The sequence below is a fragment of the Acetobacter farinalis genome (assembly GCF_011516935.1).
GTDB lineage: Bacteria > Pseudomonadota > Alphaproteobacteria > Acetobacterales > Acetobacteraceae > Acetobacter > Acetobacter farinalis.
In genome coordinates this window covers 12616-27379 of the sequence record NZ_WOTF01000014.1, presented here as the reverse complement: position 1 = coordinate 27379, position 14764 = coordinate 12616, and the positions used below count along the sequence as shown (strand labels likewise).

At 55.2% G+C, this 14764-nt stretch carries 12 protein-coding genes, 1 tRNA gene and 1 pseudogene; 7 read left to right on the top strand and 7 right to left on the bottom strand.

What is annotated here, in order from left to right; all coding sequences use genetic code 11:
* Nucleotides 1-10: 10 nt before the first annotated feature.
* Nucleotides 11-2023, top strand: coding sequence for a phosphocholine-specific phospholipase C (locus GOB82_RS10095; protein WP_166122672.1), 2013 nt, complete (start codon nt 11-13; stop codon nt 2021-2023).
* A gap of 147 nt (nt 2024-2170) precedes the next feature.
* On the opposite strand, the gene GOB82_RS10090 is transcribed toward GOB82_RS10095, so the two are convergent.
* The 7 genes and pseudogenes from GOB82_RS10090 to GOB82_RS10060 form a co-directional block, all read right to left on the bottom strand.
* Complete coding sequence (locus GOB82_RS10090; protein WP_166122671.1) at nt 2171-4939, bottom strand: type III effector HrpK domain-containing protein; 2769 nt, start codon at nt 4937-4939, stop codon at nt 2171-2173.
* A 639-nt stretch (nt 4940-5578) separates the two neighbouring features.
* Nucleotides 5579-6478 carry a glycosyltransferase gene (locus tag GOB82_RS10085; RefSeq protein ID WP_166122670.1) on the bottom strand — a complete coding sequence of 300 codons (900 nt, stop codon included), beginning with the start codon at nt 6476-6478 and terminating at the stop codon, nt 5579-5581.
* Between the two features lie 333 nt (nt 6479-6811).
* A pseudogene (locus tag GOB82_RS10080) lies at nt 6812-7541 on the bottom strand (integrase core domain-containing protein).
* Nucleotides 7542-7779: 238 nt separating this feature from the next.
* Nucleotides 7780-7870, bottom strand: a tRNA-Ser gene (locus GOB82_RS10075).
* A 66-nt stretch (nt 7871-7936) separates the two neighbouring features.
* Nucleotides 7937-8599 (bottom strand): phosphoribosylanthranilate isomerase, encoded by a 663-nt coding sequence (locus GOB82_RS10070; RefSeq protein ID WP_166122669.1) that lies wholly within the window; start codon nt 8597-8599, stop codon nt 7937-7939.
* 3 nt (nt 8600-8602) lie between these two features.
* Nucleotides 8603-9307 (bottom strand): orotidine-5'-phosphate decarboxylase, encoded by a 705-nt coding sequence (pyrF, locus tag GOB82_RS10065; RefSeq protein WP_166122668.1) that lies wholly within the window; start codon nt 9305-9307, stop codon nt 8603-8605.
* Between the two features lie 2 nt (nt 9308-9309).
* A complete protein-coding gene (locus GOB82_RS10060; RefSeq protein WP_166122667.1) occupies nt 9310-9657 on the bottom strand; it encodes a lipopolysaccharide assembly protein LapA domain-containing protein in 348 nt (115 codons plus the stop codon).
* 250 nt (nt 9658-9907) lie between these two features.
* On the opposite strand from GOB82_RS10060, the gene GOB82_RS10055 reads away from it, so the two are divergent.
* From GOB82_RS10055 to GOB82_RS10030, 6 genes are all read left to right on the top strand, one after another.
* The gene (locus tag GOB82_RS10055; RefSeq protein WP_166122666.1) at nt 9908-10411 is read left to right on the top strand and encodes a protein-export chaperone SecB; all 504 of its coding nucleotides are present in this window, start codon (nt 9908-9910) and stop codon (nt 10409-10411) included.
* Between the two features lie 50 nt (nt 10412-10461).
* Nucleotides 10462-11124, top strand: a complete 663-nt coding sequence (locus tag GOB82_RS10050; RefSeq protein WP_166122665.1) for a glycosyl transferase — start codon at nt 10462-10464, stop codon at nt 11122-11124.
* Nucleotides 11125-11217: 93 nt separating this feature from the next.
* Nucleotides 11218-12615, top strand: a complete 1398-nt coding sequence (locus tag GOB82_RS10045; protein ID WP_166122716.1) for a dipeptidase — start codon at nt 11218-11220, stop codon at nt 12613-12615.
* A 43-nt stretch (nt 12616-12658) separates the two neighbouring features.
* The gene (gene pdxA, locus GOB82_RS10040; protein WP_166122664.1) at nt 12659-13627 is read left to right on the top strand and encodes a 4-hydroxythreonine-4-phosphate dehydrogenase PdxA; all 969 of its coding nucleotides are present in this window, start codon (nt 12659-12661) and stop codon (nt 13625-13627) included.
* Entirely contained in the window at nt 13624-14361 is a 738-nt protein-coding gene (locus tag GOB82_RS10035; RefSeq protein WP_377792193.1) for a pyridoxine 5'-phosphate synthase, read from the top strand. The genes pdxA and GOB82_RS10035 overlap by 4 nt, the downstream gene beginning before the upstream one ends.
* A gap of 22 nt (nt 14362-14383) precedes the next feature.
* Entirely contained in the window at nt 14384-14749 is a 366-nt protein-coding gene (locus tag GOB82_RS10030) for a hypothetical protein (protein WP_166122663.1), read from the top strand.
* Nucleotides 14750-14764 lie beyond the last annotated feature (15 nt).

The window sequence follows — 14764 nt, the reverse complement described above, 5'->3', positions numbered from 1 at the left end:
GGATAATATCATGGTCTCTGCCCCGAACCGTCGCCAGTTCCTGAAATTCAGCGCTGCCGCGACGGCAGGGGCAGCCCTACCGGAAAACCTCAAAAAAGCACTGGCCGTGCCCCCCAACAAGGTGACCGGCACGATACAGGATGTCGAACATGTCGTGATCCTGATGCAGGAAAACCGCTCGTTCGATCATTACTTTGGCTGCTTGCAGGGCGTACGGGGGTATGGTGACCCACGCGCCAAAACTCTGTCCAACGGCAGCAGTGTCTTTGCCCAGCCGGACGGGAAGGGTGGCCATGTCCTGCCCTTCCTCTTCAATACCGCACATACATCCAGCGCGTGCCTTGCAAGCCTTGACCATAGCTGGAAAGGCACCCAGACCGCATGGAACAACTGGGACACATGGGTACCCCACAAAACGCCGATGACCATGGGTTATTTTACCCGTGCCGAAATTCCGTACTACTATGCTCTGGCCGATGCTTTTACGATTTGTGATTCCTATCACGCATCGATATTCGGGCCGACCAACCCCAATCGCCTGTATTTCTTCAGCGGCACCAGCGGATTGGCCGTGGGAAATACCGGAAAGCAGGTTGTTGACAACGTAGATGACGGGAACTGGTCCGCCGACATCACAAAAGATCACCCTGACTTCACGCCGTTTAACTGGACAACATATCCAGAAAAGCTTCAGGACGCGGGCATCTCCTGGCGTGTTTATCAGGAATACGACAATTTCGGCGATAATCCTCTCGCCTCGTTTGCAGCATTTCGCAATCTTGATAGAAACTCATGGGCTTACCGGCGAGCACGCACGATTGTGCCCGGATCTGGCCCTGCGGATATGCATAATACGGAAGGGCGTTATCTTATCGCGGCTTTTGAACGAGACGTTGCACAGGGAACCTTACCGCAGGTTTCATGGATTGTGCCACCAACGGCTCTCAGCGAGCATCCCAACGCCCCACCGGGTTATGGTGAATATCTGATTTCTGCATTGATGGACGTATTTGTCCGTCATCCTGATGTATGGACAAAAACTGTTTTCATTCTGAATTATGATGAAAACGACGGTTTTTTTGATCATGTTCCACCCCCAATTCCAGCTCTTGATGAGAAGCAAGGCATCAGCACGGCTTCCACACAGGGAGAGAGCTATCATGGTGTTCCCGTAGGTTTAGGGCCGCGTGTGCCTGCTCTCATCATATCCCCATGGACCAAAGGGGGCTGGGTCAATTCTCAGGTATTTGACCACACATCTATCCTGCGCTTTCTTGAAGCCCGCTTTGGTGTGCCATGCCCGTTTATTACACCCTGGCGGCGCAGCATCTGTGGCGATATGACATCAATTTTCGACTTTTCACAGACTGACCGCAGATGGGAGGCCACTCTCCCTCGCACTGATACATATCTGGCCGAAACTCGAAAATCCTGCTCTTTACCAAAACCGGAGATCCCGTCCCGGCAAACCTTGCCAAGGCAAGAGACCGGGCAGAGACCTGCGCGAGCGCTGCCTTACAGCCTCCATACAGATGTTCTGGCGAATGGTAGCCTGCATATTATCAACGATGGGGCTCAGGGTGCCGTTCTGCGCATTCGGGACGCTGGCATAGCGCGGCATTACACTGTTTGTGCAGGCCGGGCCATAACTGTGCAGCTTGACGCCATGTCAGAGAAACCTGTTACGATACATGGACCAAACGGCTTCTTTCGTGAGTTTCATAGCCGCCCTCAAATCGCATGCACGTTGCGTTACACGCCACAGGGCAACACTCTTGTTGTCTCCCTGCATAATCGAGAAAAAACGCCCGTCACGATACACATATCGGAAAAATACAGTGGTGCCAGCCATGATCTCACGCTGCCATCCGGGCACGCAACCCAGATCGTGTGGCCTATTGCATCGTCTGACAACTGGTATGATCTGGTCCTGACAGACCAACATAAGCATGTTTTTATGCGCTGGGCAGGCCATATGGAAAACGGAAAGCCAAGCCGCACGGACCCTCATATGGCCCGATAAGGACGGAGATCCTTATTACCCGTCTCCAACAGATCGGGTATCTGGGACATTTCGTAACGCGGGTGCATGGAACACATGAAGTCGTGCGCGTCTGGCCCTGTATCCTCCTGCTCGTTTGAGCAGGAGGATTTTTAACAGTTTGTATGGTCAGGACTTTTTGCTTTTTGTGCTCTCGGAGCTTCCGTCAATTCCGTAATCCGAGAGATTGGAAAGCTGATTAAAATAGTTATGCTCTTCTTTCTTCTTTTTTACCTGCTGTATAATCAACTCGACAAGCCCGATGATGAGACCAGCACCAGCGGCAATACCCGAAGCCAATCCGGCCACGGTGCCCGCTACGCCTGCAGCAATACCAACGCTAACACCAGCAGCATCCGCAGCTGATACCGCACCATCCGCCGCGCCGGCTATACCGCTCAGGGTGTCCAGACTCCCCGTAGTGATGTTCAGGCCGCCATCGACCTTGTCACCGTCTTTCAGGTCCTTCACGCCGCTCATCAGGCTCATGACACCTGAAGCAATCCCCCCAGCGGCACCCAGTTCTTTTCCAGCGACCTCACCCCAGGCAGAGCCTTTTGTCCAGGCATCATTGGCCGCTTTCTTTGCCTTTGTTGCATCATCCGCATTTTCTGCTCCCCCCTGCTCTTCGATACTTGCCTTAATTTTTTTGGCCTGCTTTTTTAGTATCGATTTCAGAAGCTTTGATGATCCTTCCGCTGTTCCTCCCACAAACTGCATGCTGGAGGCAGCAAGACCAGCTCGACCAGTAGCTGTGCGTGAACCCGCAGCATACTGAACAATAGAGGCTGCGAGCACCCCGGCACTAAGCCCACTGCTCGTCAGATGCAGTGCACCATTTGAATAGACAGTGTCAGGGCTAGGTATCCAGGATGTTAGGCCACCATTCTTTCCACCAGCACCGTTATCCGCCGCTGGCGCAGTTCCTTCTTCTCCTTCAGGATTTCCCTCAACCTGATTCCCTGCGCCATCCTCGGGGTTCACCGGAGCCTGATTCCCTGCGCCATCCTCGGGATTCACCGGAGCCTGATTCCCTGCGCCATCCTCTGGATTTACCGCAGCTTGGCCCTCTTCTCCACCACCTGCAGGGTTTTCAATAGGGTCTTCAGCCGCTCCATTCTTGTCCTTTTTTGCTTTTTCATATTTTTCAATGGCATCGTTAATTTTATAACCTTGACGAACAAGATCGACGATTTTCTTAATTTCTTTAATAACGCTTCCCGCTGTTGTCGCGTTGAACGCTTCAGGGTTCTGCGCTTGCGCATTCTCGACATAGGCCTTGATCTTGGAATCGCTGGCTTTGCCGTTGTCATCACAAAATGCATTCAAGAAATTTGTGGTTTCTTCTATGTTATTTTCGGCATCCGAAATGGCGCTTTGTACATTTGATTGAATCTGGCTGGTATATTTTTGCGTATAATCTGAACCCAACACTGAACTAAAGGCTGAATTGTCATCCTGATAATTACTGATGATCTGCGCCATGGCATCAGGCGTGGAAACACCCTGCAAAGCTGTCGTCAAAGTATCCTTATTCAGAATTTCATTACTATAAGCTTGCTCAATTTCATTTTTATCACCGCTTTTGTTCAAAATATCAGTAAGGTTTGTTGCATCCGCACCACTTTTTCCAAGGAGACCATCGAGCGTGTGCGTCTGACTCACAAAATTCTGCAAGCCGGTGCCAATACTGACGCCATTGCCTTTACTATCTTTAGCGTTCAAATCGCTATTCAGGCTCGCGCCGGTCAATTCGCTTGTATTATAATAGCTGCTGATTTGGGCCTTCAAAGTAGGGTCACTGTCAGCAATACTTTTCAGTCCATCACTTTCCGCTGTTTTCTCAAACTTCTGAACATCGGAGTCTGACTGAAGCTGCTTTATTTTGGACTGAAGATCTGCAAGTTCACTCTTATAATTGGAACTCAAACCTTTCGACTTCGCCATTTTACCAGACCATAGCCCCTGAGACTTGCCTGACTCCATAACGCTTTCATCATTTTCAAGCTGATTGAGAACGGCGGCCTTGGTCGCGGCATCGTAATTCTGTGGGTTCTCAAATATGTCCTTACCAATCTTCTTGGAATCGATATCTGGCAGGGACTGCTTGATCGCATTCTCACTAAGATAAGACAGAAAACTGCTATCGCTTGTCGGTGCTTCGGATTTGATCCAGTCAACAAGATTACCGCGGCCAACCGCTCCATCTGCCCCGGTACCACCAGGACCATTTCCCGCCACATCAAGGCCGGAAAAAATGGCGTTCTGGCTCATCACATTGGCGGCTTCATTCAGCGCACTGCCGAGCCCCTTATCCGAAGCAACGGCGGCCAGATTATCCTTGTGAATTCCGGAGTTATCCTGCCGCTGATCAGCCGCACCAGCCTGCATCTGCTCTCCGGCCCCGGCTATGAGGGTCTGATTGGCCATAACCAAAGCGGCCTGACGCACCAGAGTAAGCGACATTGCTCCGGCATCAGGATTCTTTTTTTCATATGACTTGAGTGATGACATCGCCGTTTTCAGATCAGAATTGGATTTTTTTACAAAATCCTTGACCTGCGACAGCGTGATAACCCCAGTCGACTTCTTTCCCTTGGCTCCCGTATTCTCCAAGGCGCTGATCATGGATGGGCTGCGTGAAATCACTTTCAGCGTTTTTTGCGCCTCTGGCGGCAGCTTGCTCCATGTTGATGGATCACTGAAATCAATATGTGCGTCATGCAGGCCCCATTTCTGCCAGTTATCTGCCAGAAGCTGCACTGCTGCATATTGCCGCCCGATATCCTTTCCCTGATCGCCCGAGTCTGATGAGCCTGCTGTTAACTGGTCCCACTCGCTGTAATTTTTGGCGTATTTTGAACTATCTACGTAACTGTCTGCATCCTGATCAGACACAGGCCCAGCACTATCCTTATTTGTATCAGTCGATTTTCTGACTGCCTTCCCAAAGGCTGATGAGAGATCGCTCTGGTCAGCCTGTGCCTTGTAGCTATCGGAGGAAGACCCTTTGACGGTGCAGGACTGCATCACATAATCCCAATGCTCTGTAAATTAAGAAATCCCCTTCAGAATAAACAGCCTGTTCCATTTTATATCGTGAAAGTTTTATGAACGAGATCGGCAGGGCACCTATCGTATATACCCCGACCGTTCTCTCTTCGAAGCCTGACATCACATTCATGCAGAGAATCGAGAGACTACGCTTGACAGATCTGCGTTCAAACACGCCCCCCTGCACCTTTAACAGATGTTCCACCTGTTATCCCATCTACGCTACAGACTTGCCTGCAAAGCAGTCTGCACAGAGGTGGTCCCGTTCGTTCGGACAGCTTTACCGGTCTGATAATACCAACCGGTGTTTGCCAGAACCCATGCAAATCAGAGGACCTGTTAATTGTCTCTGGCTATAGAAACCTCCTCTGTCACTCACGGATCGCAGCAAACAACGATTGGTATTAGCACTTCCTGAATATAGAACATCAGGAAGCATCAGAATGTAAGGGTATCTAATTAAAAATCATTTCCATGAATACCTCATGAAATCTGATATTTCCTATCATTGTAACGCGGGTTTATCTGATAACTTCGTCCCAAGATACTTTCAAACTCTAATGTTTCTTCCAAACTGGACCGTATGGCTTTATGCCCTGTCAGATGCATGATACCGATGGGATGGTGGGGGTAAAAAGGATCCACAAATCTTTTCTTGAATTCATCGTAAAGTGGCTGATAATGCAACGTGTAATTACATGCTGGAGGGAGCCGCTGCGATGGCATCTGGTCAACACAGCAGGCCAATGCCATTGCCAGACCATCAGATGTAAATGGCCTTCCTTTCTTCAGAATGATATCCTGCCATTTCCGCATTCTGTCCCAATGTGGCGCATCGCGTTTCAAAGCATAGACACCCGCATTCAGATCAGGATAACGGCTCATTTTTTTGAGAACTGACAATGGCAGACCTGCATGATAGGCCGCTTTCAAGTTGAATGAGCGGAAAACCGGAATTAACCCCCAATACCAATGAACAGGCAGGCTATCACGATACCTGTTCCATGTTCCAACAACTGCCAGAGAGCCCTCGTTCGCTGCTCCAATCAAGAATTCTATGGCTTCCCAACTCTGGATCCATGTATCAGCATCAAGGAATACAAACAGATCATAGTCCGGAAAGATTTTATCAAGCCACAATTTTCCCAGATTAACAGCCAATGCTTTTCTGGATTTTACTGCCTTCTGAATTCTGAAAGAGGAAGGCTTAAAGTGTCTAATAAAGCAGTTTTTATGTTGCAGAATTTCAGTTTGTTCTTCCGTCATACCTGCATCAATAATGCCAATTGGCATATCCTTCCCGGCAGGATGCTTTCTGATTGAATGAATCAGTTCAAGCATCAACGGAAAATATGTTGCTTCAGCCCCTGTGACGAGAAGCACTTTGGGACTTCTTTTATGAAGGGTTTCCGAATTCACGATGTCATAACCTCGTTTTATCTGTCCGACCAAGGACGTGTAAAAAACGTCTCCTGACGCCGCCTGGCGTCAGGTGGTTGGTCGCAACGATAACGAAGTGAACGCTGCCCTGCTTATTCCCCATTGCGGTAGACGACCGTCGCCGTTCACCACAATTGGCCGAAACCGGGTGTTATATTCGCAGGCCACCCGACAAAGGGGAGGCACTTCGTTTTTCGTGCGCGACCAAGCGCGAGATATCTCTATCATAGGTTGAAAATAACAGCCAGAAGAACCAGAAAAGTGCAGGAAACCGGCCTACGTGTTTAGTTCCAGGCTTTGATGGGTTGGATTGATGATGAATCGTTCTGGCTCTGAAGCCCATATCTTGCAGATATATTCATAGGGTGTGAGGCCTTTGAGTGTCTTGAGCCGTCGCCCGAAATTATACGCGGCGATGACGTCATTGAGGTGCGTCCTCAACTGCTCATGACTGTCGTAATGGAAGCGTTTGACAGTTGCTTTCTTGATCGTGCGGTTCATTCGCTCGACCTGACCATTGGTCCAGGGGTGATTGGGTTTTGTCAGGCGATGCTTGATCCCTTGACCTCGCAGATCATGTCGAAACGCATGGAACGTGACCATGCCGTGCCCCGGTTGCGGGGTTGCTCGGCGAACTGGATGCCATTGTCCGTCAGGTTGGTATGAACCCGATAAGGAACGATGCGCAGAAGATATTCGAGAAATTCCCAGGCTGTTCGTCTGTTGGCTTTGTCCACAAGCTGCGTTACCGCAAACTTGCTTGTGCGGTCTATGCCGACGAAAAGGCCACGATCACCGCTTCGTCAGTCTCGGACAGAACCGTTGAGCGCGGCTCTTTGGGACCTGTCTTCTGATCCTCGACAGTCTGACGCTTCCGCTACTTCGCCACCGTTTTCGGATTGATCCCGAACGCCTCGCTCAGCGCCGCGAGCGAAGCCTGCGATCGTTGTATTGCCGCTCGCACGGCGTGCGTGGTCGTGGCGCTCTCATGACGTATCTGTCCCATAATGCTTCCTTCCACTCATGTGAAAATACCACACCATCAAATCCCGGGACCAAACATCTAACTGACGATCACGAGGCACATGGAAGCGCACACTCCATGTCTGGGCACCTGCCCGCCTGAAGATATTGTTCATGTCGTTCATACCTGCGGATATGTAACGCTGGACATGTCACTACACCACACAAATCTGTAGTGACGTATCTTCGTAAGTGCTTGTTTTTAAAGGGAAGATATAGGCTGGCGGAGAGACAGGGATTCGAACCCTGGGTACGCTATTAACGTACACACGCTTTCCAAGCGTGCGCCTTAAGCCACTCGGCCATCTCTCCGGCGCGGGTGTGGTAATAGCAACTCTGACGGATCAGGCAAGAGGAAAAACATCCGTTTTCCCACTCTCAGCCAGAAAAAAGTGCAGACCGGGCGTTTTGAATGAAACGAGCAATCGCATCCGGGCTTTTGAGGCCGGGAGCGCTCTCCACTCCGGAAGACACATCCACCGCGGGAGCACCGCTCTGTTCTATGGCCTGCGCTACGTTATCCGGTGTCAGCCCGCCTGCCAGCATCCACGGGAAGGAGGGCGTCCAGCCCTGCATCAGCCCCCAGTCCAGTTTCTGGGCGTTACCGCCGGGGCGCGAGGCACTCGCAGGCGGTTTGGGTTCAATCAGTATCCGCTCCACCGCCGCCGGGCAGGCCACGGGAAGGTCCGCCCGCGCGGAGACCGGCTGAGACAGCCAGACCGGCACACCAAAGCGCGCATACACCTCCGCAGCGCGTTCAAATGAGGCATAGATCTGAAGGATATCCAGAGAAACCCCGTCCAGCACACGGGCCAGTGTTTCATCATCCGGATGCACAAACAGCCCGACACGCGCCGGGCCACCTGCATGCCGCCCGGAGAGCGCCCGGGCCTGCGCCGGGGTCACGCAGCGCGGGGAGCGATCAAAAAATACGAACCCCACCCAGTCCGCACCATGTGCAATGCAGGCGTCAAATCCGGCCTCTTCCGTCAGCCCGCAGATCTTGACCCCACGCACGGCAGGAGCGGACAAAGGCACCATGGTTTATGCTGCCAGCTCTGCCGCGATTGCCGCAGCCGCAGCCGCCGGGTCAGCCGCCTGGGTGATGGGGCGACCCACCACAATCCAGTCCGCACCGGCCTGGCTGGCTTCGCGCGGGGTCATGATTCGTTTCTGATCTCCGGCTTGGCTACCGGCAGGCCGGATTCCCGGTGTTACCAGCAAAGGGGCGTCGCCCAGTGCATCCCGCAACGGGGCCAGTTCATGCGCGGAGCAAACCAGACCATCAATCCCGGCGCGCATGGCCAGTTTGCCCAGACGCAGAACCTGCGCGCGCGCGCCATCCATCACACCGGTTTCGGCCAGAGCCTCATCATCCAGGCTGGTCAGCACCGTGACGGCCAGCAGGGCGGGGCGGGCCCCTTCCGGGAAGGCCTCATCACAGGCGCGGCGGGCCGCTTCCATCATGGCCAGACCACCAGACGCATGCAGTGTCAGCATTCTGGGCCGCAGGCTGGAGAGGGATCTGATGGCGGCTGCGACCGTGTTGGGGATATCATGCAGCTTGAGGTCCAGAAACAGCGGCGTTGCGCCCGCAACATCCGCTATGGCCGGGAACCCCGCCGCGTAGGCAAATTCAAGGCCCAGCTTGACTGCCCCGGCGGAGGGCGCAACGGCCTGTGCCCAGGTCTGCGCCGTGGACGCGTCTTGTGTATCCAGTGCCGCAATCAGGCCAGTCTTGCGCTTCATAGTCAGATACGATCGTCCTGTGTGGTGGAAAGAGAGGGATAGCCAGACGGCTGAGAGGCCGGAACAGCATGCGGGACCACGGCGGAGGCCGCCTGCACCTGCGCGAGCTGCGCTTCCAGCTCCTTGATCCGCTGCTCTGCCTTGCGCGCACGGCGGCGCTGCACCAGCTCCGCCACCCACAGGCAGAAAGCCCCCATAACGAAGGCAATAGCGGCAACGCTCAGCGCCAGAACGCCAGCCGAACATTTCCAGCTGTATGTGAGAAGCCACATATCCAGCGGGTCCTGATTACTGGCGCTGAAAATGACAAGAGCCAGCAGAAAGGGGATAACAACAGTCAGTCTGATCATGGTTATGTCGTAGCCTTCCCGTGTATGGAGAGCAAGGAAACAGATGAAAGAAAGACGCAAAAGGCAACTAAGCCACCACACCCCAAAATTTTGTTAAGGTCTGCTGCCTTAATACTATTCAGGGAGGTATTTAACGGCTTACCCCCTCGCGCTGATAGCGCTAATCTGTTACCTCGTTCCGAACTTTTCTCTATTTCTTACTTAATCCCTGCACAGATAAAATTTTAAATCACAGGAGCCTTCGGATAACATGGCTGACCAGAACAACAGTATGACAGAAACCATCACCGGAGCAGCAGGCCGTTCCGCAAAACCTGGTGTTCTGATGGGAATCCAGTACGTCAAGGCTGTGACCTTTCAGGTTATTGGTGCCCCTTCTGTTTACACGCGTGTTCAGGAGCGCCCGCAGATTGCCATTACCGTGGATGTTCGCGCCAACCAGATAGGCGAAAACAGCCCGAATTTCGAAGTCGAACTGGCCATGCGCTGCCAGGGCCAGACGGCCGCCGGTGTGAATGGTGAAGAGCCGACCCCCCTGTTTGAAGTCAATCTGACCTATGCCGGAATTTTCACGCTGAACCATTCCACAGCGGAAACCTTCGAGCCGCTCCTGCTGGTGGAAGCCCCGCGCATGCTGTTCCCCGGTGCCAGAAACCTGCTGGCAACACTGAGCCGGGAAGCCGGGTTCCTCCCGGTTGTTGTGCAGCAGATCGACTTTGCCGAACTCTGGCGCAACCGTCGCGCACAGGGCTGATCCACACCCTTGCCCTGCTCTTCCTGTCATTCTGAAGAAAGTCTGATGCGATGACCGCACTGCAGTTCCCCCCTCTCTGGCAGGCGTTTGACCCTGACTGGTACCGGCAGGAATATAAAACGGTCCTTGGTGAGGCTGCGGCACTTTCAGATGCCGACCTCAAGACATGGTATGAAGAACAGGGCGCATTTTCCGGCCATTCTCCCAACCGCTTTTTTGATGAGGAATGGTACCGCAGGAACTGCTCCGAAGCTCTGGCAGACATTACGGCCAACCGCTGCCGTTCCGGATTTGAGCATTATTGCCGCACCGGATTCAAAACACAGTCTCCGCATTATCTGTTCTCGGAACACTATTATACGTCCAGCGCCCCGGACATGAGTCTGGCCAACCTTGAAAAAAACGGGTTTGCCAATGGCTATGACCACTTCCTGCGTTCAGGGGACAAGGAACACCGGTCCGGGCACTTGTTTTTTGACCCCCAGACCTACCTGCGCAACAGGCCGGAGAACCCGGACCTGACTCACCTTTCCCCGTTTATCCATCTGTTGCATGCGGACAAAAGCCTGCCGGATACCATCCGCCTTTCCCGGCATTTTGATCCTGCCTGGTATCGTCTGACACATCCTGAAGCCGTGCAGGCCGTGGAATACGGATATACGCCCAACGTCCTGTATCAATTTTTGGCTGATTTTACGCCGGACGGTTTCTAACCTTCCCTCCGCCTCCAAATCATGGGATTGCATGGACACTACAGGCTGCAAAGCCTGCCATGCTTGACGCTTTACGATGCAGAGGATGAAAAAATGACGGAACAGGCGGCTCTTGATCTGGCAGACACAGGGCTGGATGACAGCCTGAAACGTCTTTTTGACCTGCTCCGTATTCCCAGCATTTCCACACAGCCAGACCACGCACCAGACTGCCGCCGGGCAGCCGAATGGCTGGTGCGGGAACTGACTGACATCGGTTTTGACGCCAGCACACGTGAAACACCGGGCCACCCGATGGTTGTGGCGCATGCCAAAGGGCCGGACGGTGCACCGCATGTGCTGTTCTACGGTCATTACGATGTGCAGCCGGTTGACCCGCTGAACCTCTGGGTTTCCCCACCGTTCGAGCCGGTTCTGGTCAAAGGCCCCACTGGCGAGATGGAAATCACGGCCCGCGGTGCGGCGGATGACAAGGGGCAGGTCATGACCTTTGTGGAAGCCTGCCGCGCCCTGCGCGCTGCCGATGGTACCCTGCCCCTGAGCGTGACCCTGCTGATTGAGGGTGAGGAAGAATCTGGCGGCGCAAACCTGCTGCCATTTCTGGAAGCCAACCGGGATGAACTGAAGGCGGACGTCGCGCTGATTTGCGATACCGGCATGCTGGGCCGGGGCATGCCCGCCATCACCACCATGCTGCGCGGCATGGTGGGGGAAGAAGTGACCCTGACCTGCGCGAATCGTGACCTGCATTCCGGCATGTATGGCAATGCCGCCCGCAACCCTATCCAGCTTCTGTGCGATATCCTCTCCGATCTGCGCGATGGTGCGACGGGCCGGGTCACACTCCCGGGGTTTTACGATGGCGTGCCGGTTATCCCTGAAGAAACCCGGGCGCAGTGGCGCAAAATCGGGCCGAGCGATGCTGATAGCCTGAACCCTGTCGGCCTGAACCTGCCCGCCGGTGAAATTGGCTATACCGCTCTTGAACAGACATGGTGCCGCCCGAGCTGCGAGATCAACGGCATAAGCGGCGGGTATGAGGAGAAGGGCTTCAAGACTGTCCTGCCATCCAAAGCCATGGCGAAAGTCTCTTTCCGGCTGGTGGGGGACCAGAACCCGGAGGCCATCCGCGCGGCCTTCCGCGCCCATGTTGAAGCACGTCTGCCCGCGGACTGCACGGCGGAATTCATCGCCCATGGCGGGTCCAGAGCCAGCCTTGTCTCCCCTGATATGCCCTTCCTGCCCGCCGCCCTGAAGGCGCTGGAAGACGAATGGCAGCATCCGGCGGCTGTCATTGGCTGCGGCGGCTCCATTCCCGTGGTGACAGAAGTGCAGCAGGCTCTGGGCATGGACTCCCTGCTGATCGGCTTCGGGCTGGAGGATGACCGTGTACACTCCCCGAACGAGAAGTATGACCTGACATGCTTCCACAAGGGTATCCGTTCATGGATCCGCGTGCTGCACGCGCTGGCGGCCCGGAAAAGCCGCTGATCTCCAAACCACTGATGCCTGATACAACAGGGGGCTGACCGGAATGCTGGTGCTGACTCAAGGGGACCCGGCAGGCATAGGGCCGGAAATTACCGCGAAGGCCTGGCAGGCCCTGCGCGAAAGCGGCCCGGCCTTTGTGTTTCTGGGCGATCCTGCCCTTCTGGAAGGGCAGGCCCCGGTCCGTGTGCTCGGCAGCATAGCGGAAGCCCCTGCGGTTTTTCCGCATGCCATTCCGGTTCTGCCGCTCTCTCTTTCGGTGCCGGCTCTCCCCGGCACACCGGACAGCCGGAACGCTGGCAGTGTGATTGAGAGCATTACGCAGGCTGTGCGCCTTGTTCAGTCCGGTGAGGCCTCAGCCGTTGTGACAAACCCCATCAGCAAGGATGTGGTGAAGCAGGCCGGGTTCACACACCCCGGCCACACGGGCTATCTGGCCGAACTCTGCGGAGTGCCGGGTCAGGATGTCATGATGCTGGCTGGCCCCTCACTCAGGGTTGTGCCCGTAACGGTGCATGTCGCTTTGAGAAAAGCGATTGAGCAGCTCACGCCAGGTCTGATTATCCGCACCGCCCGCACCACGGTGGAGGGGCTGAAACGAGACTTTGGCCTGCCCAACCCACGCGTGGCCGTGGCTGGCCTGAACCCGCATGCAGGCGAAGGCGGCTTGATGGGGCGGGAGGAACTGGACTGCATCACCCCCGCCATCCGGACCCTACAGGCTGAAGGCATGACAATTTCCGGCCCCCTGCCGCCGGACACCCTCTTCACGCCGGAAGCCCGCGCGCGGTATGATGTCGCGTTATGCATGTATCATGATCAGGGCCTTATTCCGCTCAAGACGCTGGATATGGCAGAAGGCGTGAACATCACGCTCGGCCTGCCGATTATTCGCACATCCCCTGACCATGGCACGGCTTTTGATATAGCGGGCACAGGGCAGGCTGACCCGCGCAGCCTGCTGGCCGCACTCAGGCTGGCAGCCCGGCTGGCCGATAACCGAAGGAAGGCATGATGACACGCCCAACACGCCCCGCCATTCGGCTTGGTGTCAATATTGATCACGTTGCAACCGTGCGGAATGCACGCGGCGGCACGCACCCGGACCCGGTTGCCGCGGCCCTGCTGGCCATTCAGTCGGGTGCTGATGGCATTACCGCGCACTTGCGCGAAGACCGCCGCCATATTCGTGATGCAGACCTCCAGCGCCTGCGCGCGGAGGTTGCCGCCCCCCTGAATATGGAAATGGCCGCCACGGACGAGATGGTCTCTCTCGCCATCACCCTCCTGCCGCATGCCTGCTGCATCGTGCCAGAGCGACGGGAAGAGCTGACAACGGAAGGCGGGCTGGATGTAGCCGGCCAACTGGCCTCCCTGACACCGCGTGTGCAGGCGCTGGCAGAACGCGGCATTCGTGTTTCCCTGTTTATTGACCCGGACCCCACCCAGATTGACGCCGCCGTTACCGCAGGCGCGCAGGTGGTGGAACTGCACACCGGAGCCTACGCGGAAGGCCGCGCGGGAGAGCTGGACCGCCTGCGCGTTGCCGCAACGCGGGCTGCGGCAGCGGGGCTGGAAGTCCATGCCGGACATGGGCTGACTTATGAAAATGTCGGACCTGTTGCCGCACTTCCTGAAATCCGGGAACTGAATATCGGGCACTTCCTGATCGGGCAGGCCATTTTTGATGGGCTTCCCTCCGTTATTCAAACCATGAAACGCCACATTCAGAATGCTGCAGCACTCTGAACCGGCATAAACAAGGCAGACCATGGAACAGATGCAGGCCCCAGGCACACCCAAAGGACTGATGGCGGCTGTCATCGGCATGGGCATTCTGATTGTCGTGGGCACCGGGGCACTTGTGGGCGTGATCATCCACCGGATGGGCGCGCACACCAGCCCCGCCACCCTTGCGGCTTCTGCCCCGGCTGGTGGGGAACAGATATCCTCCACCACGCCCCTGCCGCTTCCCGCCGGCAGCCGTCTGGTGAGCATGACCCATGTGCAGGATGACCTGCTGGCCCTGCACATTCTGGAAAACGGGAAAGACCGTATCCTGCTCTGGCAGGTCAGCTCCGGTCGTGTGCGGCCAGGGCTTGATATCGCCAACCTTCCCGCCCTGTCCGCTCCATGACAGCACATCACTCCC

Excerpts from the sequence above, each read along its gene's own strand:
- GOB82_RS10095 (WP_166122672.1), top strand. The coding sequence starts at position 11 with ATGGTCTCTGCCCCGAACCGTCGCCAGTTCCTGAAATTCAGCGCTGCC.
- GOB82_RS10070 (WP_166122669.1), bottom strand. The coding sequence starts at position 8,599 with ATGGTGCCTTTGTCCGCTCCTGCCGTGCGTGGGGTCAAGATCTGCGGG.
- pyrF (WP_166122668.1), bottom strand. The coding sequence starts at position 9,307 with ATGAAGCGCAAGACTGGCCTGATTGCGGCACTGGATACACAAGACGCG.
- GOB82_RS10060 (WP_166122667.1), bottom strand. The coding sequence starts at position 9,657 with ATGATCAGACTGACTGTTGTTATCCCCTTTCTGCTGGCTCTTGTCATT.
- GOB82_RS10055 (WP_166122666.1), top strand. The coding sequence starts at position 9,908 with ATGGCTGACCAGAACAACAGTATGACAGAAACCATCACCGGAGCAGCA.
- GOB82_RS10050 (WP_166122665.1), top strand. The coding sequence starts at position 10,462 with ATGACCGCACTGCAGTTCCCCCCTCTCTGGCAGGCGTTTGACCCTGAC.
- GOB82_RS10045 (WP_166122716.1), top strand. The coding sequence starts at position 11,218 with ATGACGGAACAGGCGGCTCTTGATCTGGCAGACACAGGGCTGGATGAC.
- pdxA (WP_166122664.1), top strand. The coding sequence starts at position 12,659 with ATGCTGGTGCTGACTCAAGGGGACCCGGCAGGCATAGGGCCGGAAATT.
- GOB82_RS10035 (WP_377792193.1), top strand. The coding sequence starts at position 13,624 with ATGATGACACGCCCAACACGCCCCGCCATTCGGCTTGGTGTCAATATT.
- GOB82_RS10030 (WP_166122663.1), top strand. The coding sequence starts at position 14,384 with ATGGAACAGATGCAGGCCCCAGGCACACCCAAAGGACTGATGGCGGCT.